Raw genomic sequence first — 24,388 nt, forward strand, 5'->3', positions numbered from 1 at the left:
AACTCCTCGCCTCTCCCACGGGGAGAGGCAAACGACCAGCGCATCTAGAGTGGGCCAAGGCCCACCCAACGAGTCCCGACGCGAGTTCCTCGCCGTCTTCATGTCTCGAGCGACCGTATTTCGCCATCAATCCATCACCACCAAAGGGAGACAAGCCCTTGGCCAACGATCGGACCAAATGGATCACGCTCCTCTGCGCCGGCTCCGGCGTGATCATGACGCTGATCGACATCCTCGCGCTGACGGTGGCGATTCCGTCGATTCAGTCCGCGCTGAAGGTGTCGGTCTCGGAACTGAGTTGGGTCCTGATCGCGTATCAACTTTGCTATGCCGCGGTGATGGTGCTGGGTGGCAGGCTCGGCGATCTCCACGGACATAAACGGGTCTTTGTGGCGGGATTGATTCTCTTCACGAGCGCTTCGGCGAGTTGCGGGCTTTCGCTCGACGTCATCATGCTGATCGCCAGTCGCTCGATCCAAGGAATCGGCGCGGCGCTGCTGGTTCCCTCGGCGGTCGCGATGGTCAGCAACGCCTTCCCCGCGGAGGAACGCCACAAAGCAACCGGGATCCTGTTCGGGATCTCCGGCGTCGGCCAAGCGCTCGGACCATTGCTCGGCGGCACGCTGACGCAGTTTCTCGGATGGCGGTCGATCTTTTTCGTCAATGTCCCGATCGCCATCGTCTCGCTGCTCGGAACGCTCGCCTTCGTCCCGAGCTTGGGAGCGAGCGGCAAGCGACAGTCACTCGATATCGCCGGCGCGCTCACCCTCTCGCTGGGGACCTTCGCGATCGTCCTGGCGATGAACGAGGGGGATCAGATCGGGTGGTTTTCGCCGTGGCTCTACGCCCTGGTGGCGACCGCAATCGTCCTTCTGATCGCCTTTATCCTGATCGAAGGAAAGGCGTCGGCCCCAATTATCGAACTCTCGCTGGTCCTGAATCGCGACATCGCCGGCACCGTGATGGTCGGCTTCCTGCGGAACTTCGTCGCCACGGCGCTGATCTTCTACGGCACGCTCTACTTACAGAACATCCTCGGTTACTCCCCCACCGGGACAGGGTTGATGTTCCTTCCCTTCACGCTCATGGTGGTCATCACCGGTCCCTTGGCGGGACAACTGGCGAGCCGACTGGGGCCAAAACGTCCTCTCTTGATTGGCCTGGTCTTCGTGATGATCTCCCAGTTCATCATGGCGACCGCGAGCGAGGAAAGCGGCTTTCTCCTCCTCATGGGAGCGATGCTCCTGGCGGGGACGGGGCATGGGTTGGGAACCTCGCTGGAGGCCCAAACCGCGCTAACGTCCGTCGAGGAAAGCGAGACCGGCGTGACCGTGGGCCTCATCTCGATGATGCGCGAAATCGGAGGCGTGATGGGGATCGCCGCGACGCAGATCCTCTTCTCGTACGTACGGATCAGTCACTCCTATGGTAATCCACCGGTCGGACCGACGCCCGATTTGCAGGACAACTTTTTCATCCTCGGGTTCATGCTCACGATGGACTGGGTCGCTGGGGTGGCGGTCGCGAGTTTCATCTTCGCGGTCTTTCTCCTCACCCCCGGGAGAGCGACGCCCCGCGCGGCCTTGGTCGAGCCGATCTAGCAGCCGATCGATCGATTCGCTGCCGGCTCCGAAGGTAGCGATTGTTCCGTATTCGAGCGGTCCGCACCCTCGGCGCAAGCGTTGAGGGGCACTCGTCGGTCGAAATCGATTGCCTGTGTCGGGGCTCTGTATATTATCTTCGCAATATGGAATAGATTGGACGCTGACGGGAGTCGCGTTCGCTGGCGTGGCGGACGCCCGGTGAACTTCCCCGTCCCTGGCGTTTTTGCCAACCGAGACTCGCTCACCGGGAACGTCGTGGGCGTTTCCGAGTCACCCGCCGCGAAGGAGTCTCTCGATGACCACTGAAGGCAACGGAGCCGAAGGGGACGTCATTCGTACCCTGGCGATCGACATCGGGGGAACGGGCATCAAAGCGATGGTGCTCGACAACTACGGACACCCGCTCGACGACCGGATCAAGGAAGCGACCCCGCACCCCGCTCCGCCCGAACCGGTGATCAAGATCATCAAGAAGCTCGCGGAGAAGCATCGTCCCTACGATCGCGTCTCGGTCGGCTTCCCCGGCGTGGTCCGCAACGGCATCACCCTCGACGCCCCCAACCTCGATGATGCGTGGGAAGGGTTCGACTTGCAGTCGAAGCTGACCGAACTCCTCGAAGCCCCCACTCGCGTCGCCAATGACGCCGACGTCCAGGGCTTCGGCGCGATTACCGGCAAGGGCGTCGAACTGGTCCTGACGCTCGGAACCGGACTCGGCTCGGCTCTCTTCGTCGAGGGAATCCTCTTTCCGAACCTCGAGCTCGCCCACCATCCCTTCCGCGGCAAGAAGAAGACGTACGAGGATCTGCTCGGCAAAGCGGCTTTGGAGAAGGATGGTCGCAAGAAGTGGCAAAAGCGTCTCGAGTTCGCGCTCAAGACGCTCCAAAAGACGTTCAATTGCGACAAGATTCACATCGGTGGCGGCAACGCTTCGAAGGTGACGCGCAATGCCCTGCCGGAGAACGTGCGGATCGTCTCCAACGTCGCCGGGCTTTTGGGTGGTATCGCCCTTTGGAATGACTTGCACGACACCGACTGCCGTCGCGTGCCGCCGGTTCCCGCCGATCGCGCCCACCGGCCGATCGACGAGTCCGCCTAGTGTTCTGTTCCAACTTGAAGTTGGTGTTTGTGCGACCCTAACCCTTTGGCACTGGCTGACGAGAAGCTAGTGCCACCCAACCCGTCGATAAAACAGTGCGCCACTGATTGGGGATTCCTATCCAGTGCCACTTGCCGCTTGCCAACGGGTGACCACGGGTAGGCATTTCCGGCCTCTCCCTACCGCTGAGTCGTCTCGGTCTCGGCCCCGGCGATCGCTTGCTCCGCATGAGCGGCGATCGCGGGGACGTCGACGATCCCCTGCTCGTAGCAGATCGCCCCCGTCAGCCCGAGAAAGATCATCCAGGTCGTGGCCGTCGCCAGGACATGGGGCGAGAAGAACTTCAGCGCCGTTCCCGCCGAGTGTTTGATGTGGATCTTTACCCCGTCGATGTCGACGCTGTAAACCTCGTCGAGAATCAAGTGGGACAGGAATCCCAGCATCACGCCGCAAGCCATCACGAGCTTGCCGTGCACATCCGAGGCGTTGTACGAGAGAAAAGCGATCTCCGCGGCGATGAAGGCGGCCGGCAGACTGTGAAACATCCCCCGATGTACCGTCAGTTGCCTTAGAAACCACGACGCCCCGAACCGGATCAAGAAATAGATCACCACCGCGGCCAGCACGAACTCGTCGGGCATTAGCCCCCATTCGTGTGCCTTGGGAATGAGCATCATCGGTACGACTGCGGCGAGCAACCCGAAGAGTTCCCGGATCGGCTTGCCGCTGGCGCTGTCCAAGTCGGGAAGCATCCCGCCGACGCCGCAAAGGATTCCGCCGAGGATCGCGTAGGACCACTTCACGCCCGAGGCGGCGCAGGTTCCGGCGAAGCCGACGCCGAGTAGCGAGGAAACGGTCACGTGTTCACGAAAGGCGGCCATGGGGACTCCTTCGGTTGGTTGGCAGTCGGATTGAGGGTGGAGACCAGTGACGTCTCGTGGGCCACGCTGACGCGGCCGAGGCCCTGGAGGGTTGTTGCATGGACCGCCGCTTGGGCGATGCTCTCGCGATTGCCGCCAATGCTCAAGCGATTCCGTTGATCGCCCGCTACGCGATTCTGTTGATCGCCCGCTACGCGATTCTGTTGATCGCCCGCTACGCGGCTCTGTTGATCGCCCGCTACGCGGCTCTGTTGATCGCCCGCTACGCGATTCTGTTGATCGCCCGCTACGCGGCTTTGGTCTGCGTTTCCGCCGAGGGAGCCGCACTGACGGGCATCGCCGTTTGCTGCTCGATCTGCTTTAACGAACGGAGAATCGCGTCGTAGTGCTCGATCGTCTCCGAAGGTGTTTCCGCACCGACATAGCCCCAAGCGACCGCGCGAAGAGCGTGCACGTGGCGGCGAATCTCTTCAATCTGATCCTTCATCGCCGGCTCCTTCATGGCTTCCTGCAAGGTAGGCACGATGCTCCCGTGAGGCATCCATCCATCACGGGTAGTCCAATGCCGCCTTCACTTACCAGGAACACAGAAACGGGCAACCCACATTTCAGCCAAGATGTCCCTCTCGCTCCAAAAGCATCCGATGGCTCCCATCGCAAAAACCTCTCTACAAATGCCTGTTTCGCCTGCTTCCGATCCCCCGAACCCATCAATATTGCCGGCGGGCCCGCCATTATCGAACGCCCCACCCCGGGCAACGATGGCCCTCGATTCCCACACGGCCGAGAGGCCGATTCTTCCTTTTAGGAGAGAGAGGGATCTCGACGGATGTTGCAAGTCACTATCCCGGCGACGATTGCGCGGAGTCCCCATCGACATGCCCCGCAAAGGCCAGTCGAAACGGAAGAATTCCTAGGTGGGACTGACAAACGGAATTGAAAGAAAGGCGACTCTTGACTAAAACAACACATCCGTGAAACGCTGTTGGTGTTCGTGGCCCAATACGAGTGATCCGACCCGGTTCGTTCGTCCCGCGACGCGCTCAACATCGTGTTCGATCCCCGATAGCTCAATGGTAGAGCGAGCGGCTGTTAACCGCTAGGTTCAAGGTTCGAGTCCTTGTCGGGGAGCTTTCCCACCCACTTGGCGAACATCTCTTGCGCCGCGGCCTCGCCGACAGCCAATGGATCCTTCCTTGCCGGACACTCGATGAAAACGATGACGACATAGACGGACAATCATCCGTCGAACAGAACATCATGCGCCTCTCGTTACGACGCGCTTTTTCCATGGCACGACTCGGTAGCCGCGTTTGGACCTCATGCACTCGAAACCGTGCGTGAAAAGACAACCGCAGACAGTTCAACATGATTTGTGGATTAATGCCCACCTTGGGCAAACACGACATGTCGTTTCCAGTGGAGAATCAAGACCGTTCGTGCCTCGAACGGCCTGCAAGAGTGTGGCGTCCCTTCGGAGGGAGACGAGGAGTCCATCCATTCTGAGGATTCCCTCTTCAAAAACGTGGGCCGATCGCTCAAACTCCATCCAACATTGGAGGCAACACTCGGGAAACGCGGCAGGCTCGACTCCAAGTCGGGGGCCGCCTGCGGACTCATTGGAAGCGGCATGGTTAGTCAATCACAACGAAGAAACGACAAACAGCGAAGGCGCCAGCAGCGAAAGGCTGAGCAACGCAAACGACAGAAGGAACATCAAAACGGACGAGGCGGCGCAATGGCAAGCCTCGCACGCCATCGTGATCGGGTCGCGCGGCAGATCCCGCGTGCCTGGGATGGCGAACTCGCCGAAGACGTGGCAATCTTTGACGACTCGGTCTTGGAATCCTTGCCTTCGGAATCGGCCGGTCACGTCCGCGCCATTCGCGAGGCTCTCGAGTGTGTCAGCGAATCCCGCCAAGAGGATGCCATGGGACGAGTTGCCGGCATTCCTCGCAACAGTCCGCTCAGCGAGTGGCGACTATTTGTTCGCGGCCTCATTCATTGGATAGCGCAAGACACGGAAGGTGCCCACGAGGCGTGGCGGCGATTGAGTCCGGAGCGGCGAGCCGGACGGATCGCGACCGCGATGATGGTCGCGCGCCGGTCGGACCTAGAACGCGTGTCTCCGGGAAATTCGAACGTGGAGGCGCAAGACGAGATATCGTCACATTGGCTAGGGCGATTGGACGATCGGCTCCTCTACCACGCCAAACTCTTGCGACGAACTTGCATTGATCGAATCGCCCTTCGTGTCGCATGGTCCGGCGTACGCGTTCCCGAGGAGGCGGAAGAAGTCAAGTTGGGTCCGAGCAAGATCGAGTGGCTTGGGAAGTTCGCCGCCGAGAATCGAGCGATCGAACCGGATCTCGTCGCCGCATTGGAACGAGTTGCTCTGGGGCGAGCATTCGCTCAGTACTATGGCGACATGTTCGACGTGGCTGTCAAGACATTCAGGGGCCCGCTTCACGATCCCAGGAATCGACTGCTCGCCTTTTTTTACTGGACGCGTTTCGGCAATGACCGAAAGGCGCAAAAACGATCACAAGAGAGTTTGAGCGGCTATCTGACGAACGAGCTACCTCGAAACAACAACCTTTCCGAACCATTGCGCCAGGCCATCGCAAGTCAAATTCATCTCTACGAAGCGATGGACCTGATTCCGTCCAACGATGCAATGGAGAGTGTTTTCTTTGGAAAGCGGGAAGACACCAGAGCGGTCAGAGAACATTTTCGCGCATCCATCCGAGCCTATCCAGCAAATCGCCGCGCCTACGAGAACTACGTCGAGTGGCTCGAATCCAAACTGGAAGACGATGAGTTGACGAAGCCGAAACGTCGCTCGCTCATCGACGAGTTGCGCAAGGTGATGGTCGACTGGTCACGGGGTCTCCCCGAGGACAGCCGACCGCGTTTGTGGCTGGTCGATCATCTGATGGAGACCGAAGACCTGGAAGGTGCCAAGCCCCACGTCGACTGGCTTACCGCCTCCCGGCACGACGATCCGCGCATCCGCGCCACGCCTTGGAAGTGGGGAATCCTGGAGGCAATGCGACTGTGCCGGCGCAAAGCGTGGCTTTCGGAAGTTCCCAAGCGTCTGGAGGAAGCCAGGGCGTGCTGGCCCACCTGGCTATCCGAACAATGGTTTCCGTACCTTCAGGCGGCCTGGATGTTGCGCAGCGGCATGACCGAGAAGTACGAAGAGCAGCGACAACAGATCTGCGGCGATTTCGGGGTCGCCAGAGACTCGTTGAGCGATGCTTGCATGATGTTGGCGGCGGCGCAGCGGATGCGGGTGCCGAGTGCCGATCTCAAGCCGCTACGAGTACCGGTCGATACGGCCGCGAAAGCTGTCAAACGACTGCCATCGGACGAACTCCTTTCGGCCGGCGAGTTCTTCTGGGATATGCAGCGAGCGCAACTTCTATACCCGGCTTATCGCATGCATGGAAAGCGCCTCGTCGAGGAGATGGTTGCCCGGTTCAACGAGAACCCGAAGTTAATCGAGGATAGAATCGACGACCGGCAGATTCACCAAGCCATCCTTTGGTGCTCCGAACATCGCTTTTGCAGTGACCGATACGAATTGCGGCTTCCATCCTCGTTTTCGACGCCCACCGTCAAACAGCACCCCTTCGTCGCCGCGGCGAAGGCGAATGCGTTTATCAAGCTCAGTGTCCATTGGAATAGCGAGTTGTACGAGGACCTCGCTCCCCTGTTGCGCGAGGCGGCCCCATCGCAACGAGATCCGTACTATCGCTATTGGTTCGCCTCCTTGGCGGACCAATTGGACGACGTGTTCGCGCGCGTCGACGCGAGAGGCTCTGGATTCGGATTCTTCGATCGACTCTTCGGGTTCGTCGACGACGATGGTGACGAGGAGTTTGACCCGAACTGCGATTGCCCCAATTGCCGGGCCGCGAAGCAAAGAGCACAAGCAGGTGCTAGCAGGGATTGACACCGACACGTTTCGCAGGGAGATTCACCGATGAACAACTCGGCTTCAGACGATCCCTTCATGACCCTGGGCCTGCCCAGGATAGCGAGCGAAGAGCAAATTCGTTCCCGCTATCTAGAACTCGTCAAACAGTTCCCCCCGGAGCGGGAGCCTCAAAAGTTCCGCGAGATTCGGGCCGCATACGAAGCAGTCCGCGACCCGTTGTTGATCGCCGAACGGCTGCTCGAGCCACCCGATGATGACGAAGCTCCCCAATGGGAGGACGCGATTGAGGAGCAGAAAGAGGTTCCGCCCAAGATGACGCCCGCGTTTCTCCTGAGCCTCGGCAACCGGGACGAAAGGTACCGAGCGCCATCCGAAGCGAAGGCGCAACACATCACGGCCCGGGACTCAGATGCCGCTGTCGACCAGAGTCCGTAACGGTATAAGAACCTAATCCGCGTGAGTGAGTCATGCTTCGATGCTGAGCCAATGGAGGAAAGGCGGTTGACGGAAGAAGCTCCACCCGAGTTCGGTTTGGTCGATGTCGTCGAAGCGTTCACCGCGATGCGTCATGAATGGCGTGGGCAAACCAGGGAAAGTCGCGAGGTTGCCCAATCACTCCACGCGGCCGTGACCTCAATCCAGGATCTGGAGACGAGGCTTCTCGCCCATGCCGCCGAGGCGAGTACGGACGAATCCCGGAAACTCGCCGTGCTGATCGCCGAAACGGATCAACAAGTAACGAGATCGTTGGCGGCCGCCGAGAAAGGGGAAGCGAACCGACAACATGGCGCCGAAGCCGACGCGGACGCGATCACGGACTATTTCGAACAGATGAATGCCGTGGCGAGATGGTTCGCCCGCCCGCTGTTGACATTCGTCATCGAACGCTTCCAAGCCTCGGATGCGACGAATGAGAAAACGACCGTTGAAGGCTTGTGCCTTGTTCTGGCTCGACTTCGCCGAGCCATGAAAGAGCTTGGCATCGAGCGAATCGAAACGCTCGGCCAGCCCTTTGATGCCAATAGCATGCAAGCGATCGGTTCGCTCGACTCCGAGGACTATCCTTCCGGCCACGTCGCCGAGGAGATTTCTCCATGCTATCGCTGGCGCGGCCAGATCTTGCTATTCGCGAACGTGCGCGTGTCAGCCGCGCGATGACCGAAGGAATGATGGTCGAAGTATTGGTTGGATGCTCCCTGTGGTTTTGCACCTAAACACAAACGAAAGGTAGACTCATGGCCAACTCGGATGGCCCAATCGTCGGAATCGATCTAGGAACGACCAACAGTGTCGTCGCCGCGGTCGTCAATGGTCAACCGCAAGTGCTTGCCGAGGAGGGTGAAAAGGTCCTTCCGTCGGTTGTCGCCGTCGACGGGAGCGGAAAGCTGATGACGGGTGTCGTGGCTCGCAACCAACTGGCCGCGTTTCCCGAGCGAACGGTAGCGTCGATCAAGCGGCGAATGGGGACGATGGACACCGTAAAGCTTGGGGATCAGAGCTTCACGCCACCGGAAATCAGCGCCATGATTCTCCGTCGGCTGCGCGATCGTGCCAGCCGCGCCTTGCAACAACCCGTAAGCCGGGCGGTCATCACGGTCCCAGCCTTCTTCGACGACAACCAGCGCCAGGCGACGCGCGAAGCCGGCGAACTCGCTGGTCTCACCGTCGAACGCATCATCAACGAGCCGACCGCCGCGACACTTGTCTATCACGCCGGTTCTCGCGATCGCAAACAGATCCTCGTCTTCGATTTTGGCGGCGGGACGTTCGATGTCTCGATTGTCCGCATGGAATCGGACGTTGTCGAAGTCCTTAGCAGCAAGGGCGACACCCAGTTGGGCGGCGACGACCTCGACGACGCATTGATGAACCATGTCGCGGATCGCTTTCAAGAGGAGCACGACGTCGACCTCCGTGAGAATGCGTCGACGCGGTTTCGCTTGTTGCAAGCTTGTGAACAGGCAAAGCGGCAACTTTCCGTCGATGTGGTCGTGCCGATTGCCGAGGAGTTCATCGCGGAGAAGGAAGGCCGACCGCTGCACCTCGATTTGACCATCACGCGTTGGGAGTTTGACGAATTGATCGAGCCGTTCGTTGATCGGACGATCAGTTGCGTCGATCAGGCGCTTCGTGACGCGGCCTTGACCATTCATCAGATCGACGACTTGGTGCTTGTCGGTGGATCGACGCGAACGCCGCTCGTCGAGCAGTGTTTGCGCGCGGAGTTTCTTCGGGAGCCGAGCCGTGCGGTCGATCCCGATCTAGCGGTTGCCTTGGGAGCGGCCGTGCAAGCCGCGATGATCGACGGCCAGTCGATGGGGTCGGTCCTCGTGGACGTGACCGGGCATACGCTGGGAATCCAGGCCTGTGAGGGGATGTCCTTCATGGGGCCCAACCTCGTCTTCTCGCCGATCATCCACCGAAATAGCCCTCTCCCCGCCCGCTACGAGGAAGTCTATACGACACTGTACGACGATCAGGAGGCCGCGGAGATCCACGTCCTTCAAGGCGAACATCCCGAGATTCATCGCAATCGATCCATCGGAAAGTTTCGACTCGATCTCGAAACCGGTGCCGGCGATCGAAGCAAGATCGTGGTGCGGTTCGATCTGACGATCGATGGCACGTTGCTCGTCACCGCGACACAGCCCGCCACGGGGCTTAGCAAGGAGTTGACGATCGACAATGCGCTCAGCCAGTTTCAGGCCGATGAGCGGGATCGCGCCGAAGCCCGGCTCGGTGCGATGTTTGACGCATCCGATGAATTGCTTGAGGATGCGGATTTGCCGGGAAGAGGTTCGTGGTCCGAGGGCGACGAGGAAGAACCGCGGCTTCCAGATTCTTCGCCTCCGAACGAATCCGCGGACTTCGAGTCGAGGTTCCCGGAGGCCGTCAAGCTTCTAGCTAGAGCGAAGGAGGTGAAGTCGTCGGTCGAAGGCGACGACGCCGAGGATCTTGAATCGCTGTCCGAGGAACTGACGGAGGCGATGAAGGCCGGAAATCAATCCGCGGTTGCCGACCTTTGTGAGGAGTTGGACGACATCCTTTTCTATGTCCGATAGTTCCCCCACCTTCCGGTGTCCCGTTTGCAGAGCACGGCAGACGTTGCGCGACGAGTGTCGACGCTGCGGCGCCGACCTGTCGCTGGTGGCACGCGCTCATCGTCAAATGCATTTTCTGATTGCCCAGCATCGGCAGGCCCAAGCTCGAGGCAATCAGGAACTTGAGCAGATCCTCGCATCAGAATTGACACTGCTTGCGCCCGGACGGCTCTGATGCGACCACAAACGGTTCGGTTTTGCCTCATTGCCCCACCGGCAATGCCATCGCTTCCTTCGAGGACATTCGCCTACGTGCATTCAACTTCTTGCCGACTGCTTCCCGGGACTATCTCCCAAGTCGCTTCAGGACCTGCGTGACGCGAGTTCGGGAGACGCCGAAGTGCCGGGCGAGAGCGGTCCGACTTTCGACGATCCCATCGTCTAGCGGAAACGATGAAGGATGCCCCCGCCCACCAGGTATCGTGGAACCGTGTGAAGGGTTCCGCAGTTTCCTGATTGAGGGGGCAGCTAAGTTGTACGTCGGTCTGGACATCCACAGCAAGCAGATAGCCGGTCGCGTGCTGATGGAGGGGCGAGAATGCTCCTGCCGCCCACTGGCCATCGACGACTTGATCGATCGCCGCGCCACCTTCGCGGTCTCGCGGAAGGCTGCGATTAGGCTGAGAACGTTCGCGATCCCCGGATGGGCGCGGTGCTCCTCTCCGATTGGCGACGTCATTCGCCCCAGATCAGAGAGAGCATTCTGCAACGGATCGCCGCCCGCCCCCCTTGGTGGCCGCGCTCGAGGAGGGTGAGCTTTCCCCCCGGGGATGTCAACGGGTCCTTTCGCAAGCAACTACTCGCCCATGGCGACGAGGCAGCAACTTCGCGACCAGCCAATGGTTGTTCCCGCAACCACGTCGAAGGGAACGATCAACCGCTACCTCTCGACCATCCCGAGAACGGGCGATCCCAAGGCTGGTCGGACGGTCGATGAAGAGTACTGTCGTCAGCATCATCGCGTCGCTGGGAAGGCAACCTGATTGGCCCGGAACTCACTTCGCTCAGCAATTCAACCCGCAACGGTTTCATCGAGTCCATGCTTCTTCCGAATCGGTCGGTCGACACGAAGTATGTCACTTACCCGGTGATCACCAAGGAAGGACGCATGAAGAGCGGCATTGTGGTCAACGAGTCGGAACAAGGGCTGACGTTGCATCGTCCTCCCCCGACGCGGACCGCGATCCCTCGCGATTCGATTGAGGAGATGGTTTCCAGCGGGATGAGTTTGATGCCCGAGGGGTTCTCGCCTGCGGCTTGTGTTGCGCTGTGCCGGCAGACGGCAATGAGGATCTACGAGAGCTTCGCCGTCGCCAACTGCTTAAAGCAGAGAAGAATGAGCACGGCGATCAAGCAGGCCACGAAGAAGGAGAGCACGAAAGCCGGGGCCATCGACAACGCCTGAACCCGTTGCTGTTGGACGATCGTGGAGAACGGCGTCGAGGCGACGATCACCAGGAAACGATCGGCATTGTTCGGGTCGAAGCGAGCCTTTCGAGCGTAGACGACTTCCCCGGATTTGCTGGTGTAGCGCACCCCCATTCGGTTGGCCGAACGGTTGCCCTCGAACGTTGGCGCGAGTTCTTCCCAATTCTCGAGCATCTTCAGCCCCTCCTCGCGTCCCAGGCTCACGACTTGATTCTCGGAGATCATCGCCAGAAGCTTCCCGTCGGGCGTGGCGACACTGATCTCCGACGCGTGCGAAGTCTTGGGAAACTCATCCTTCTTCGGCCCGAGAAACAACCGCGAGAACGGAGCCGTCACGAGGAGCGTTCCCAGCCTCTCTCCCGTTTTCGCGTTCCAAACGCGCGTCGTGAATACGACGACAGGCGCGAAGGAGCCGTCGGGGCGTCGTTCGAAGCGGGGCTCGGAAATGAAGACTCGTTTCGCCGAGAGCTTCGCGAGCGGTTCGAGGATCGTCTCGTTGGCATTGGGCGGCAGTGTTGGAGGGACGATTCGCGGCTTGTCGTTGAGCGAGTTGTTCCGAACGACCTGCAGTAGCGGGCGTCCCGCGTCGTCGAGCATATACACGCTCGTGACCGAACCATGGTCGCGCAGCCACGAAGTCAGGTCCTCGAACGTGGTTTGATCGAGTTGGGATGCGTCGGTCGCCGCTTGCTTGAGCATTCTCTCGGCAAGTGAACTTCGTGCGAGGTAACGGGTGGCGGAGACCATCTGTTGATAGCGAAATGAGATCTCGCTCGCGATGAAGCTATCGTCGTCGTTGAGGTAGGAGAGGAGGCGGTCGATGCGTGCGTCTCTCGACAGTAGGGTGTAAGTGAGCAGCATCGCGGGCCCGACGGAGGCGACGAAAAAGAGCAGCGCGATGGCGATCGTCCAGGACGGATGGCGGATGGACCAACGAACTATTCGTCTCAGGAGCGGTTCCCGGTAGGCATCTACCGGTTCGCCGGCCTGCCAACGGCGTAGGTCGTGGACGAAGGCCTCGGCCGACGGGTAGCGATCGCCCGGCTTGGGGGCCATCGCCTTGGCGCAAACGGCATCGAGCGAGGGAGAGACGTTCGGGCGGATCGCCCGCGCGCGCGGCGTGGGGGACTTCGCGACAATCTGAAGATGCTCGCGAATGGTGCTGCCGGAGTGTTCGGCGTGCGGCGGGCGACCGCAAAGGATGGTGAAAAGGATCGCCCCGAGCCCATAGACATCGGTGCGTGCGTCGATATCACCGATCCGGCCCGCCGCTTGTTCGGGCGCCATGTAGAGTGGGCTCCCGAGGACGGTTCCCGCCAAGGTCCGCTCGTCCGCGAGATCGTCGAGCGACTCTGGAGTTCCGCCGCCGTCAGATTTTGGGGCCTTGGCTCTCTTGGCGAGCCCCCAATCGACGACGAGAACTTCGCCAAAGTCGCCGACGATGACGTTCTCCGGCTTCAAGTCGCGGTGGATGACCTGTTGGGAATGCGCGTAGGAGATCGCATCGGCGACCTCGATACAGACCCCGACGAGCCGATTGAGTTCGACCGGATTGAAACGCCCCCCTTCATCCAGCAGCGAGGCTTCGCTCACGACTTCGCTCAGCGCGTTCCCGCGAATGAACTTCATGGCATAGAACGCGTCGCAGCCATCCTCTCGCGGATGGAAGCCGTAGACGGGAACGATATTCGGGTGTTGAAGCTGGGCGGTGATGGTGGCTTCTTGATTGAAGCGGCGCACGAGCCGATCGTTTCGTTCGTGTTGGGGGAGGATTCGCTTGAGCGCGACCTCCCGCTTGAGGGCGACATCCTCGGCGAGCCAGACTTCGCCGATGCCTCCCTTGGCGTGCATGCGGATCGGGACAAACGACGATTCGAAGTGAGCATCACCAAAGCCGCCAACCACGATGGGCCGACCTTCGAGGAAACGACGAATCGAGGGATCGGAAACCTTCCCCAACGCGTCGCGCACCGCGCGTCGCAAGAGTTCGGAGACGATCTCGCCGGCGCGTCCCGGTTGTTCGACGAGACGCCGTTCGAGTCGCTGTTGGAACTCGTCGCGCTCCTTGGCGTCGAGTTCACCTTGCCGAATAAGCAGTTCGGAGAGTTCTGCGTCCGGAAGCGTCGCCGATTGCGACAGGAGCGGGGCGAGCGACTGCTCCGAGAGGACGCCCCCATTGAGCATGACGGCGACAAAGAGTCGTTCCGATTCCGATGTCACGGCCCGAGCCCCTTCCCGAAGATCGTCGATGGTTTCGTCACGGATGGAAACGAGTCGCGGCGCGGCATCACGATCGGCAAGTCTGGGAACCCGATCGGTCGCGAGCGTTGGCCAGCGATCAGACGTAGTCGCGCCAGTCGGTCTTCTCGGAGCCTTCCGTCTTGGAGTCACTCGGAGGCTTGACTTGGTCTTCGAGGGCGCGCGACTGTTCAAGCCAAGTGTTCCACCCCGCTTCGCCGACAGCGCCCACCTGGGGAACCGATGGTGGCGGAGTCGTTTCGCAGTCGGGCGCGGCGGCGGGTTCGTCTCGCCGAGCCTTGAAGTCGAACGTGGTGCCCACCATGCTTTCGAAGGCCCACGACTTCACGCCGATCACCGATTCCTCGGCGTTCTCCTTGGGCAGGTAGTAGCCAAGGAGTTCGTCGCGCAGGCGCGGGGCGAGTTCGGTATCGCGAGGTGCGGGACCCGATGGCGCCGAAGGTGTTTTGGGGGCTGTCGCCTTCTCTTGAATCGCCTTGAGCTGCTCGGTGTAGCTTTGCAGTTGCTGCTTGGCGGTCGCGGCTTCCTGCGCGTTCGCTTCGTTGAGGCGTTCGCATTCGGCCAGAAATGGCTCCCCATTCGTATCAATGGAGGAAAGCACATCCTCGAGCAACTGACGCACGTCACCGGAGGGCATTCCATTCAATAGCGACTGAAGTTCCTCCCGAACCGACGTCAATTGTTGCCGAACTTCGCCGATGGCGGGGGGCTTGCTCAACAAGTCAGAAGGATTCATCACGCGGCGGTCTCCTCTCTTGGCCAAGGATACCAGAGAGCCTTCCCCTCGGCGATGTCCCAGGCGATGTCAATCATTTGGCGATAGGTGATTTCACGGCCCGCCTCGGCTCCCTTCGCGAAAGCGGTGATGACCGCACTGCGAACCAAACCGGCCGCTCCCGTAGCATCCTGCGCGGTGAAGGGCTCACCACGCCGCGGGATGACACCAGCCTTCGATGCGGCGAACGCGCAGAATCCCGCGGCGGTCTCGAGTTGATCCATGGTCGCGAGGCGAGCCGCTTCCGACTGCGTCGCCGGTGTTGGGGCGATTACCCACACGACGGCCGACTGCAACACTTGGTCGCTGGCGAGGGGCTTTCCACCGAGCCCGTGCCACGTGGCTAGGCATGCCCACCAGACCGCGCGGCGAATCGGGAGTCCATAAGACAACAACCCGAGCGCATCGACGTACAACTCGGCTACCACGAGACTCTCGAGATAGGCATCGAGACTCTCGGTGCCCGCGAGCAAGTCCCTCGCCTTCGAGGAGAGATCGAGGCGGCTGAGCAGTTGCTCGGAAGACGCGATCGCCGCGGGACCGTGGGCAACATCCGATTGGAACATGAATGTTTCAGCCTTGTACTGTGGTGAACATCGCTGTCTTGAGATTGAAACTCGAAGCGGTGGTCGTCATCGCGGTGGCGGAGTTGACGATGGTCCCTCCCGAAAAGATCGTCTTGGCCGTTCCCATGCCCGAGGAGATTGTCGTCGTCGTGCCAATCAACGAGATCGTTTCCGACGTGTTGGTTAGATAAGTCCCGGTCGGGGCCAGCCTGAGTGATCCGCCCACGGTGCTCAGGGTGATACTCTGGTCGAGTTCGTTGAGTTCGATGTACGTGAGCGGGGAGGTCTGCAACCGCAACTTGGAAGCGCTGATCGTGGCCCCGCTGCTGTCCAGTCGGATCGATGCTTTCTCGTCGACGGCGGTAATGTTAACCGACTTGTTGCCTCGAATGAACGTGTTGTTGTCGGCGGAGAGCGTACAGGTGTCCTCGCTGGTCAAGGAGAGCTTCTCCGTCGTCGAGATTGTCCGTGACTTCGCGGTTCGTTCGACATTGCCCACTTCGGACATGGGATTGAGCTGAGAAACTCCATCGACGGCCTCGTCGAGCCCCAAGTTGACTTCGTTGAGCACGCCTGACACTTCGAGGTTCGTCGCCGCTTCGGATGCGTTGCTGACCGAATCGGCAACCTCGTCCACCGCTTTCTTCGCTTCTTTCACCTTCGCCATGTAGGCGAGGACGCCACAGAACAGACCGTACACGGACGTCTCGGCGATGGAGGCGCCGATCCAAGCATGTTTCAGACTGTTGAGATTCACCTCATCCTTGATCGTCATGAAGTAGTACAGACTGGTTCTTCCGAGAATCAACGCGATGTGCAAGCTGGCGAATGCCTTCACCAAGGTGAGTGTGGTTGGATCCTCACCGAGGTGCTCCAATGTGTACTTGTCGCCGCCAAGGCCGAACTCGTAGTTTGGCCCCCACTTGACTCCCTGGGTCAGTCCATACTGGCCGGTATTGATCCCCAAGCCCGCCCCGGAAAGCGCGGAAACAACAGGAGCCGCCGAGGGAAAGAATCCTACGACCCCCAAGAGATCCAACCCACCGAAAAACTTCGACCCGACGGTATAGCTCTTGTAGCTACCAACCTTGGTTGCGGACGAAAGGCCTGACGTCTGCGCCAAGCTGAACGCGGGAAAGAGTTCCGTCGAGAGCCCTTCCTGCCAATGCGGAGGAGGTGGAGGTGGTGGAGATGGAGGGCTATTTTTGCTGTCACCGCCTGACCCGCTGTCGTTGGATCCGTTTCCTCCGGAACCGGCTCGGGGATCGGGTGAATGACTCGATCCGGGAAGCCCTCCGACGAATCTGAACTCGTCGGTGCCAATCACGTCCTGCCGCGTTCCGGGCACCGTCTGCGTTTGGTGACGCTTCGCCTCGAGCACCAAGTCCAACTGCGAGCGCAATTGCATCATCTCGCTGTTGGTGCTGTCGTCGAGCTTGATGCCGTGAAAGTCCCCGGGTTTGCCGCGATAGGTCTGCGATTTGATGGCCAGGGAAGACTTCTCGTTGGGAAGATTCAGCGGTGGCGATTGCTCGGCGTTGTAGACCGAACCGACGATCAGGGGGCGATCGGGATCGCCGTCGAGAAAGTTGACGACGACCTCCTGCCCCGCGCGGGGAATCGTCATCATGCCGTAGCCCTTGCCTGCCCACGACTGCGCGAAGCGAACCCAGCAGGAGTCGCCGCCGTCGTTGGCTCCTTCACGATCCCAGTGGAAGTGGACCTTCACCCGCCCGGACGGATCGGTGAAGATCTCTTCCCCCTTGGGCGTGACGACCTTGGCGGTGTGCGGACCCGAGACGCTCGGCTTCGGATGGCGTTTGATCGGACGAAAGGGAAGCTCGAGAGGCATGCAGCTAAAACGATTCGCATAGGACTCCCCGCCTCGATCTTCCGGCTCCGCCAAGTATCCAGGCATCCGGATCGAGTGCTCAACCGATCGAATCAGATAGGACCCGTCGGCGTTGGGGTGTCCCTTCAAGTCGAACGTGTACCCCGGCATCAAGCCGCCGTGGTCCCCCGCCCCCTCGAGGTCGATTCCCCGCACCGCGTGCTCCTGCATCCGCAGGCTCGCCACGCGCTGGTTCAACTGGAAGAGCCGCTGCACGTCCCCGGAGTAGTCTTGGCCCATCGGTCCTGTCGAGTCGACAAAGTGGGCAAAACCTCCTGGGAACTCCTCGATTTGAAGGGCGTCGTCCTTGTTCACGTCAAACCGATGTGACACCGAGCCGATCTTGATCGTCGATGGCGCCGGGACCGATGCCTCCAACAGATCGTTTGGAAGGTCGGGAGAATAGTCGCGTAGCGACACCCTTGGTGGCATGACTCGCTGTCGTTTGTGCCAGCGGGAGATCCGCCGTTCGGGTCGGGCTCCCCCCTCCGTCGGGTCGAAACGGATCGAGGAGTCCTCCGCGGTCGCGGTCGCGTTGGACGAGGTATCGCCGATGACCAGTAGGTGGTTGTCCTCGGAGTGTTCGAAGTGATAGTGAATCCCCTCCTCTTCCATCAACCGGCTGATGAAGGCGAAGTCCGACTCGCGAAACTGGGTGGTGTAGTTTCGTGGTTCGTAGGTCTCGCTGAGCTGAAAGCGAGGAGAGAGTTTCGACAACACCGCGGCCAGGATCTCGGGAACGCTCTTCTGTTGGAAGATCCGGTAGCGTTGGTTGCGCGACTGCAACCACAGTTTGGGAACGACCTCGAGCGAGTAGTGCGTGAAGAGGTCGTCGCCCGAGGTCTCGGCGATCTCCGAGACGATCCCATGAAAGTAGCGCTTCGCCTCGAAGCCATTGACCTCTTGCGTGAAGCTCACGCTGACCGGCTGGGCGAGCAAACGCGCGAAGTCGATCTCCGTACTTCTTTCAACAACGACATCGAGTTCGAAACGAAAGAGTTCCGAGATCGCCTCGCGCCCGCGAAACGCCGTGAGCAACAGCACGTCCGGGCCCAAAGGCGTTGACAGCACCATCGGCCGGTTCTTCTGGGAGTAGGTGTTCATTGGAGTGTCCTAGGGTGAGTGCCCCTTGTCTGCCTAGTGGATTGATGGGTGATGGGCCCTCTGTCGACGACATGGCAGTGACCTTACACGGTTCTCGCAAGCGTCGCGTTCGCGACCAGCGCCGACACGGTGATCATGCCGCCGACCGAGCACGTGAGCGTCGAGGGTTGCGTAAGCACCGGGATACCATTGACTTTGTCGACCGTGGAGCCAGGTGTCCACGGAGCCGGGATGACGGGCATGCACGGCGTCGGAACGCCATTGTTCTGCGCGGTGAGCTTCGTGCAGGTGCCGAACGAGATGATGTTGACGAGGGCCTTGCCGTCGTTGATCGTCGCGACGGGAGAGCCATTGATGGTGCGAAACGTTTGGGTCGTGGCCATCAATGGCTGCGGGACCGTGCCGAACGTACAGACGCATTGATCCAAGTGGCAAACGATCTGTGACATCGTGGGTGTCTCCTAGATGGATCGTTCTGTCTTCGCCCATCATTCCCCCAGCGTCCGCGCCGAGGCGCGGATGATCGCTGCATCGCCAAGGCCGCCCGATCTGGGTATAGGTCAATCCCTCTCGATCGTCTCTCGAAACCGCCGGCGACCGAGAGACGAGGGGCGTACGGCCCCTCTCGCGTTCTCAACGAGAACGACTCCCTCGCCTCGGACGGGAAGTGATTGGTGATTCGTTAGGATGAATCGTCGCGTGCGGAATGGTTCTACCTGCGACTCGCCCAGAGGAGTTCTCTAGGCTCATTAGTCGATACGTGTTTTCAGCAAATAGAGTTGGGAAAGGAACTGCTTACGTCATAACGTGATACGACATCTAACCTCTTGTCGATTCGAACACCCCGCGAAGCATCGAAACACTCCGCGGGATGCGAAGAGCGAACGTTGAGAGTAGGACGTTAGTTCGCGACACGTCGAACATTGTCGTGGGGGTTGGGATCGACCAACAGCAGATAGGGATCGATTCCGAACCGGGTCGGTTTCTCGTCGAGCTCCAACTCGATGATGTTCCTCCCCGGCGACAAGCGGCGATCCTCCGCCCAGATCACCTCCTCTTTGGCGAACCCCACGCCGGAGAAGGCGGCCAAGGAAATGGGCGTGTCGAGTTCGGCTTCCGTCTCCTCGCCCCAGCCGTGAATGTGGAACTTGCGTGCCTCGACGGTCGCGGTCAGTTTCCAACGTCCGTCGCCCAGCAGTTCGCGGCGTGCCTCCTTCACGGAAAGACGCCAGATCGTCACCCGCTCGAATATGTCGGCTAGTGGTTCATCTATCCTAGGATTTCGGGTTGGTTGATTGCTTCTGTTCGAGGAAACTTGCTGCTTCCTGGAAAGCACGGAGGTTTCCCAATGAACAAGAAGTACATCGTTCGCCTCACGGAAGAGGAACGCGCAACTTGTCACGCGGTCATCAAGAAGCTCAAAGGCTCCTCCCAGAAGGTTCGACGGGCACAAATGCTCTTGAAGACAGACGCCAACGGTCCGGCGTGGACGGATGAGAGAATTGCCGAGGCTTTTGGTTGTCGTGTCCAGACCGTTGAGAATCTACGCAAACGCCTAGTCACCGAGAGTTTTGCGTTGGCATTGGATGGAATGAGACGCGAGAAGCCACCGACTCCGCCGAAGCTCGACGGGCAGGCCGAAGCAAGACTAATCGCCATGCGTCTGGGAGAGCCGCCCAAGGGATACGGCAAGTGGACGCTGCAACTGCTTGCCGATCAATTGGTTAAACTAGAGGTAGTGGAATCCATTTGTCCCGAGACCGTTCGCAAGACGCTAAAAAAAATCGCATGACCAAGCGTATGATCGACTATTGGGTGATCCCCCCCGAGAACGACGCTGAGTTCGTCGCTTGCATGGAGGAAGTCCTCGAAACCTATGAAAGACCCTACGATGCAGACCATCCGGTCATTTGCATGGACGAGCAACCGGTCCAGCTGATCAAAGAAACAAGGCAGCCGATTGAAGCTGCCAAGGACCATCCCAAGCGAGTCGACTACGAGTATGAACGAAACGGAACGGCGAGCATCTTCATGTTCAGCGAGCCGCTTTCAGGTTTTCGCCAAGCGACGGCCAGGTCGCAACGCACCAAGGTTGATTGGGCGCAAGAGGTCGCGCAACTGCTCGACACTCGCTACGCCGATTGCCAGCAAGTGACGCTGGTTCTCGACAACCTAAACACCCACACCAAGGGAGCGTTCTACGAGTTGTTTGAGCCTGCCGTGGCACGTGCCTATGTCAAGCGAATCACGTTCGTCTACACTCCGAAGCATGGGAGCTGGCTAAACGTCGCCGAATGCGAACTGAGCGCGATGACACGACAGTGTCTGACCGGTCGACGCGTCGGCGAACTCGACGAATTACGAGACGAAATCGGGGCTTGGTCCGATCAGACCAACCAGAAGCAGCGCGGCGTCGACTGGCAACTACAAATCGACGAAGCACGCACCAAACTGGCCCGACTCTACCCAAAAATTAAGAATGGATGATGCACTAGTTGAGGATGATACTTCTCGGGAATGTGGGCACGTAAGTGATCGAGGAACTCCGCCGCGGTCGGATAGGGAGCCTTTCGGTAGCGACACTTCTCCAAGAACGCCCCGATGATTCGTTCCAATTCCTCGGCACCGATCAGGTGGGCGAGATAGAGGATGAGGACCGATCCCTTCTTGCGGATCAGTGTGGAGTCCTTGAACTCCACGGCGAACGGCGCCTCCTGGTCGGTCATCTCGCCGCGGCCGCGAAACATCTCAAGCAGGTCCTGGGCACGCAGTCGTCGATCGACGTTCGGGTCGCGATGTTGGTGCAGGTAGAGCGACGCGGCCCAATAGGGAAATCCCGCATGGATGACCTTGGCGCCCGCGACGTTCGCGGGGATGATCTGATCCCCAAACCAGTTCAGCCCCATCATCACCGCGGCCATCCGTTTGATGTCCTCGCCGCCGTTGGCATCGATGTCGGTCTTCCAGCCGAGCACCTCACTGGAGAAACCAAGCCCCCCACGGGCCCCGAGCCCATCGTAGTGCAGCGACTGTTCTCCGAGGCGGAACGTCTCGAAGGGAGGCGGACCGTAGCGGTTGGTGAAATGCTCCATCGCGTCGTGCAGACTTCGTCCGAAGAAGTCACCGTTGGCGACGTGCTGCGGATCGACGAAGACCTCGACATCGGGTAGCCTGTCGCGAGAAAGCTTCTTCTTCACGTAGCGTCCGCTTAGGATGCCGCTCCATCCCCTGGTCGGCCTGTCGGCTCGGTAGCGAAACCCGCGTCGACCGTTGGGCTCGATCCATTGATCAACGAGGACTCCGGCGTGGAGAGCCGTCTGGTCGGGAGCGGTGTGAATCACCATCTCGAACGATTCGACCCACCCAAGATGCAGCGTCGCGTGGGGTTGACTGATCGCGGCGTCACCCGAAGGCGCTGCCCACGTCTTGGGAAGCCCGTAGCGGCGGCGTTTCCAAGCCGGCTTGTGTTCGACCCGGTCGGTGTAGCCGATCGCCGGCATGATCTGAAGGTTCAGTAGGGAGGTTCCATTCCCGATCACCTCGATGGGAGCGACGTCCGGGACGCCGTCACCGTGGGCGTGTACTTCGATACCGGTCGGAGGAGCGTTCGCGGTGCGGAAGGACATCTCCATCCGCGTGCCGGGCTCCATCGGAGTCGACAACCGCCAGGTCTGGATGTTCAGGGCCTCATCGCGGTGGGTGAGGACGGCCTCGCGATCGAACGCGATCTCTTCGACGTCGAGCCCCGGCGACGCGAGGACGAGAATTTCCTCAATCGCGGCCTCGCTTTGGTTCTCGAGAACGTACGCACCCTTCAATTCGAAGCGCCGCTCGGAAGGAATAAGTTCGAGATCCCCTTCGATCGCGACAATGCGCGGCTGGGGAACGCCACGCCATTGCTCGCCGTACGTCGCTTCGACCCTGGCGTAGGTCGCGTCGACGTCAATGGGGGGCCACGTCGCGTTCACCGTCGACTGAAACCAGATGTACCCACCTGTTCCGAGGAACAGACTCAGGGCCACCAACAGCGCGCCCCCTCCCCTGGCAGAAAGCAATCGATGTCGCCAGTAGTGCCTCCGCGGGGACGGATGGGTGCCTCGCGAATAGCTACCCCAGCCGACCAGCCAGACGACCACGGCACCGAGTGACCAGTAGAGCAGCATCCATCGGTGAGCCTTCCAGAAGTGGCCGTACCCATCCATCAGCGAGTACCAGACGTGACTGACGCGACCGTAGCGCACCAGCGGGTGGTACCAGTGCAACGCGTCGAGAAACGTCTCGGACACGTAGACGAGTAGCACGATCCCGATCGCGATGTAGCGATGTCTCACGATCGCTTGAATCGAAAGCGCCAACACCGCGAGGAAGAGGTAGTAGGGAACCTTGAAGATAAAACTGTCGGTGAGATATAAGCCGAGTTCTAGACGAACGTATCCGTGCGCGAGTTGGTAGGAGATGTTGACCAGGATCGCCAACATCCAGAAGACGACGACCACGACCACCAGCGTCAGCGTCTTGGAGAGGAATCGGACGCTGTCCCGACTCGGCTGAACGTCGATCAGCTCGTTGACGCCCAGGGATTGGTCGCGCCAGATCAGCTCGCTCGCGATCCAGACGATCGCCAATACCAGTGTCTTGCGGAAGTAGTAGCTCGTCGTGTGAACGAGCAGGTCCGTGCTCGGCAGGGAGAACTGGTACGTGGCCGAGCTCGCCGCCGACCACCAGATCGTGATCGCCGCGAACGCGAGACAGATCTTCGATGAGGGCTGGCGACAAATAAGCATCAGCTCCCATCGCAGCAGTGCGACGAGTTCGACGAGAGGGCTCGGCTCGCTAGCTTGCCAAGACGTTGGTCCTAGGGCCTTCGCGGGAGCGATGCCCGCGTGGTTGCTCGACTTCCCCGCAAGGAGGCTGTTTCGTTTGAGTCGCGTCACCCGTGGCCGCATCGGAACGAGGGCGACTCCAAGGACCACGAAGAGACAACCAACCCCTATCCAGATCAGCCGGTTGGTGAACAGCAGGCCGTCCAACGGAGGAAAGAGCACGTTGTTCTGGGCCACCGTCCGGCCGACGACGAACTCGAACGACGCGATCGAGCCGAAGGGATCGAGCAGCGCATAGGTGGAGAAGACCTCCTGGCGAAAGATGCCCCGGCCAAGCATCATCCGGCAGGTCACCCACAACGCCAGCGCCCCGATCCCCGACCCAAAGGCGAGCGACTTGCTCTGCCAACGACTGGAGATGAGGAAGACCAGCGCCGAGAGCAGAAAGTAGTTCGGGATGAGGAAGTACCCCATCGCCTTGGCGTAGTGAGACGGCACGGTCGGCCCGATCACCTCGGGGGGAATTCCGCTCGCCAGGGTACCGAGCAACATGCCGGGAATGAACATCGCCGCGGCGGCGATGACAACCAGGAACGCGACCAGGAATCGCCCCAAGCCGAGCGTGATGCGATCGACGGGCGCGGTGAGGACTAGCTCCTCGGTTCGAAAGGCCCGATCCCGCGTCATCGGGTCGGACATGATCCCCGCGACCGCTGCCACACCGAGAAGACTGTAGATAACGGCCCGGTTGGTGATGATCCCCGCGCCGTTGATCCAGACGTGTCCCTCGGCACTCCATCCCGCTCGCATCGTGTCGCTCAACGCGAGCGAGAAGAACGCGAGAAAGCAGAACCACACCAAGGGGCGACGCCGTTGGATGCGCCATTCGAGAAGCATCTGTTGAAGGAACAAGG

17 protein-coding genes and 1 tRNA gene are annotated in these 24,388 nt (G+C 60.2%); 10 read left to right on the top strand and 8 right to left on the bottom strand.

The window, feature by feature from the left end; all coding sequences use genetic code 11:
- Positions 1 to 158: 158 nt before the first annotated feature.
- Positions 159 to 1,601 (top strand): MFS transporter, encoded by a 1,443-nt coding sequence (locus Pan216_RS13345; protein ID WP_419193620.1) that lies wholly within the window; start codon positions 159 to 161, stop codon positions 1,599 to 1,601.
- A gap of 298 nt (positions 1,602 to 1,899) precedes the next feature.
- Entirely contained in the window at positions 1,900 to 2,703 is an 804-nt protein-coding gene (locus tag Pan216_RS13350; protein WP_145258466.1) for an ROK family protein, read from the top strand.
- 179 nt (positions 2,704 to 2,882) lie between these two features.
- On the opposite strand, the gene Pan216_RS13355 is transcribed toward Pan216_RS13350, so the two are convergent.
- Complete coding sequence (locus Pan216_RS13355) at positions 2,883 to 3,584, bottom strand: metal-dependent hydrolase (protein WP_145258467.1); 702 nt, start codon at positions 3,582 to 3,584, stop codon at positions 2,883 to 2,885.
- Positions 3,585 to 3,682: 98 nt separating this feature from the next.
- On the opposite strand from Pan216_RS13355, the gene Pan216_RS28695 reads away from it, so the two are divergent.
- The 6 genes from Pan216_RS28695 (at position 3,683) to Pan216_RS13385 (ending at position 10,589) form a co-directional block, all read left to right on the top strand.
- Positions 3,683 to 3,970: a hypothetical protein gene (locus Pan216_RS28695; protein ID WP_145258468.1), complete on the top strand. Its 288-nt coding sequence runs from the start codon at positions 3,683 to 3,685 to the stop codon at positions 3,968 to 3,970.
- 673 nt (positions 3,971 to 4,643) lie between these two features.
- Positions 4,644 to 4,715, top strand: a tRNA-Asn gene (locus Pan216_RS13365).
- A 607-nt stretch (positions 4,716 to 5,322) separates the two neighbouring features.
- A complete protein-coding gene (locus tag Pan216_RS13370; protein ID WP_145258469.1) occupies positions 5,323 to 7,542 on the top strand; it encodes a hypothetical protein in 2,220 nt (739 codons plus the stop codon).
- Between the two features lie 30 nt (positions 7,543 to 7,572).
- Entirely contained in the window at positions 7,573 to 7,962 is a 390-nt protein-coding gene (locus Pan216_RS13375) for a DnaJ domain-containing protein (protein ID WP_145258470.1), read from the top strand.
- Between the two features lie 66 nt (positions 7,963 to 8,028).
- Positions 8,029 to 8,685, top strand: coding sequence for a nucleotide exchange factor GrpE (locus tag Pan216_RS13380; RefSeq protein ID WP_419193622.1), 657 nt, complete (start codon positions 8,029 to 8,031; stop codon positions 8,683 to 8,685).
- Between the two features lie 77 nt (positions 8,686 to 8,762).
- Positions 8,763 to 10,589, top strand: coding sequence for an Hsp70 family protein (locus Pan216_RS13385; RefSeq protein WP_145258472.1), 1,827 nt, complete (start codon positions 8,763 to 8,765; stop codon positions 10,587 to 10,589).
- Between the two features lie 1,332 nt (positions 10,590 to 11,921).
- On the opposite strand, the gene Pan216_RS13390 is transcribed toward Pan216_RS13385, so the two are convergent.
- The 6 genes from Pan216_RS13390 to Pan216_RS13415 form a co-directional block, all read right to left on the bottom strand.
- Entirely contained in the window at positions 11,922 to 14,276 is a 2,355-nt protein-coding gene (locus Pan216_RS13390; protein WP_145258473.1) for a serine/threonine-protein kinase, read from the bottom strand.
- 118 nt (positions 14,277 to 14,394) lie between these two features.
- Positions 14,395 to 15,054, bottom strand: coding sequence for a hypothetical protein (locus Pan216_RS13395; RefSeq protein ID WP_145258474.1), 660 nt, complete (start codon positions 15,052 to 15,054; stop codon positions 14,395 to 14,397).
- Positions 15,051 to 15,656 carry a DUF6931 family protein gene (locus tag Pan216_RS13400; RefSeq protein WP_145258475.1) on the bottom strand — a complete coding sequence of 202 codons (606 nt, stop codon included), beginning with the start codon at positions 15,654 to 15,656 and terminating at the stop codon, positions 15,051 to 15,053. Before Pan216_RS13400 ends, Pan216_RS13395 begins: the two co-directional genes overlap by 4 nt.
- Positions 15,657 to 15,663: 7 nt before the next feature.
- On the bottom strand, positions 15,664 to 18,651 hold the full coding sequence (gene tssI / locus Pan216_RS13405; RefSeq protein WP_145258476.1) for a type VI secretion system tip protein TssI/VgrG: 2,988 nt from the start codon (positions 18,649 to 18,651) through the stop codon (positions 15,664 to 15,666).
- A gap of 83 nt (positions 18,652 to 18,734) precedes the next feature.
- Positions 18,735 to 19,100 carry a DUF4280 domain-containing protein gene (locus tag Pan216_RS13410; protein WP_145258477.1) on the bottom strand — a complete coding sequence of 122 codons (366 nt, stop codon included), beginning with the start codon at positions 19,098 to 19,100 and terminating at the stop codon, positions 18,735 to 18,737.
- A gap of 452 nt (positions 19,101 to 19,552) precedes the next feature.
- Positions 19,553 to 19,870: a hypothetical protein gene (locus tag Pan216_RS13415; RefSeq protein ID WP_145258478.1), complete on the bottom strand. Its 318-nt coding sequence runs from the start codon at positions 19,868 to 19,870 to the stop codon at positions 19,553 to 19,555.
- A gap of 129 nt (positions 19,871 to 19,999) precedes the next feature.
- Between Pan216_RS13415 and Pan216_RS13420 the strand changes: the two genes are divergently transcribed.
- Both Pan216_RS13420 and Pan216_RS13425 read left to right on the top strand, forming a co-directional pair.
- Entirely contained in the window at positions 20,000 to 20,443 is a 444-nt protein-coding gene (locus Pan216_RS13420) for a helix-turn-helix domain-containing protein (protein WP_145254025.1), read from the top strand.
- Complete coding sequence (locus tag Pan216_RS13425) at positions 20,440 to 21,138, top strand: IS630 family transposase (protein WP_145254028.1); 699 nt, start codon at positions 20,440 to 20,442, stop codon at positions 21,136 to 21,138. The genes Pan216_RS13420 and Pan216_RS13425 overlap by 4 nt, the downstream gene beginning before the upstream one ends.
- Here the strand turns inward: Pan216_RS13425 and Pan216_RS13430 are convergent.
- Positions 21,114 to 24,386 (bottom strand): ABC transporter permease/M1 family aminopeptidase, encoded by a 3,273-nt coding sequence (locus Pan216_RS13430; protein ID WP_145258479.1) that lies wholly within the window; start codon positions 24,384 to 24,386, stop codon positions 21,114 to 21,116. The genes Pan216_RS13425 and Pan216_RS13430 overlap by 25 nt on opposite strands.
- Positions 24,387 to 24,388: the final 2 nt, after the last annotated feature.

Origin of the sequence: Kolteria novifilia (assembly GCA_007748055.1) — a bacterium.
GTDB lineage: Bacteria > Planctomycetota > Planctomycetia > Kolteriales > Kolteriaceae > Kolteria > Kolteria novifilia.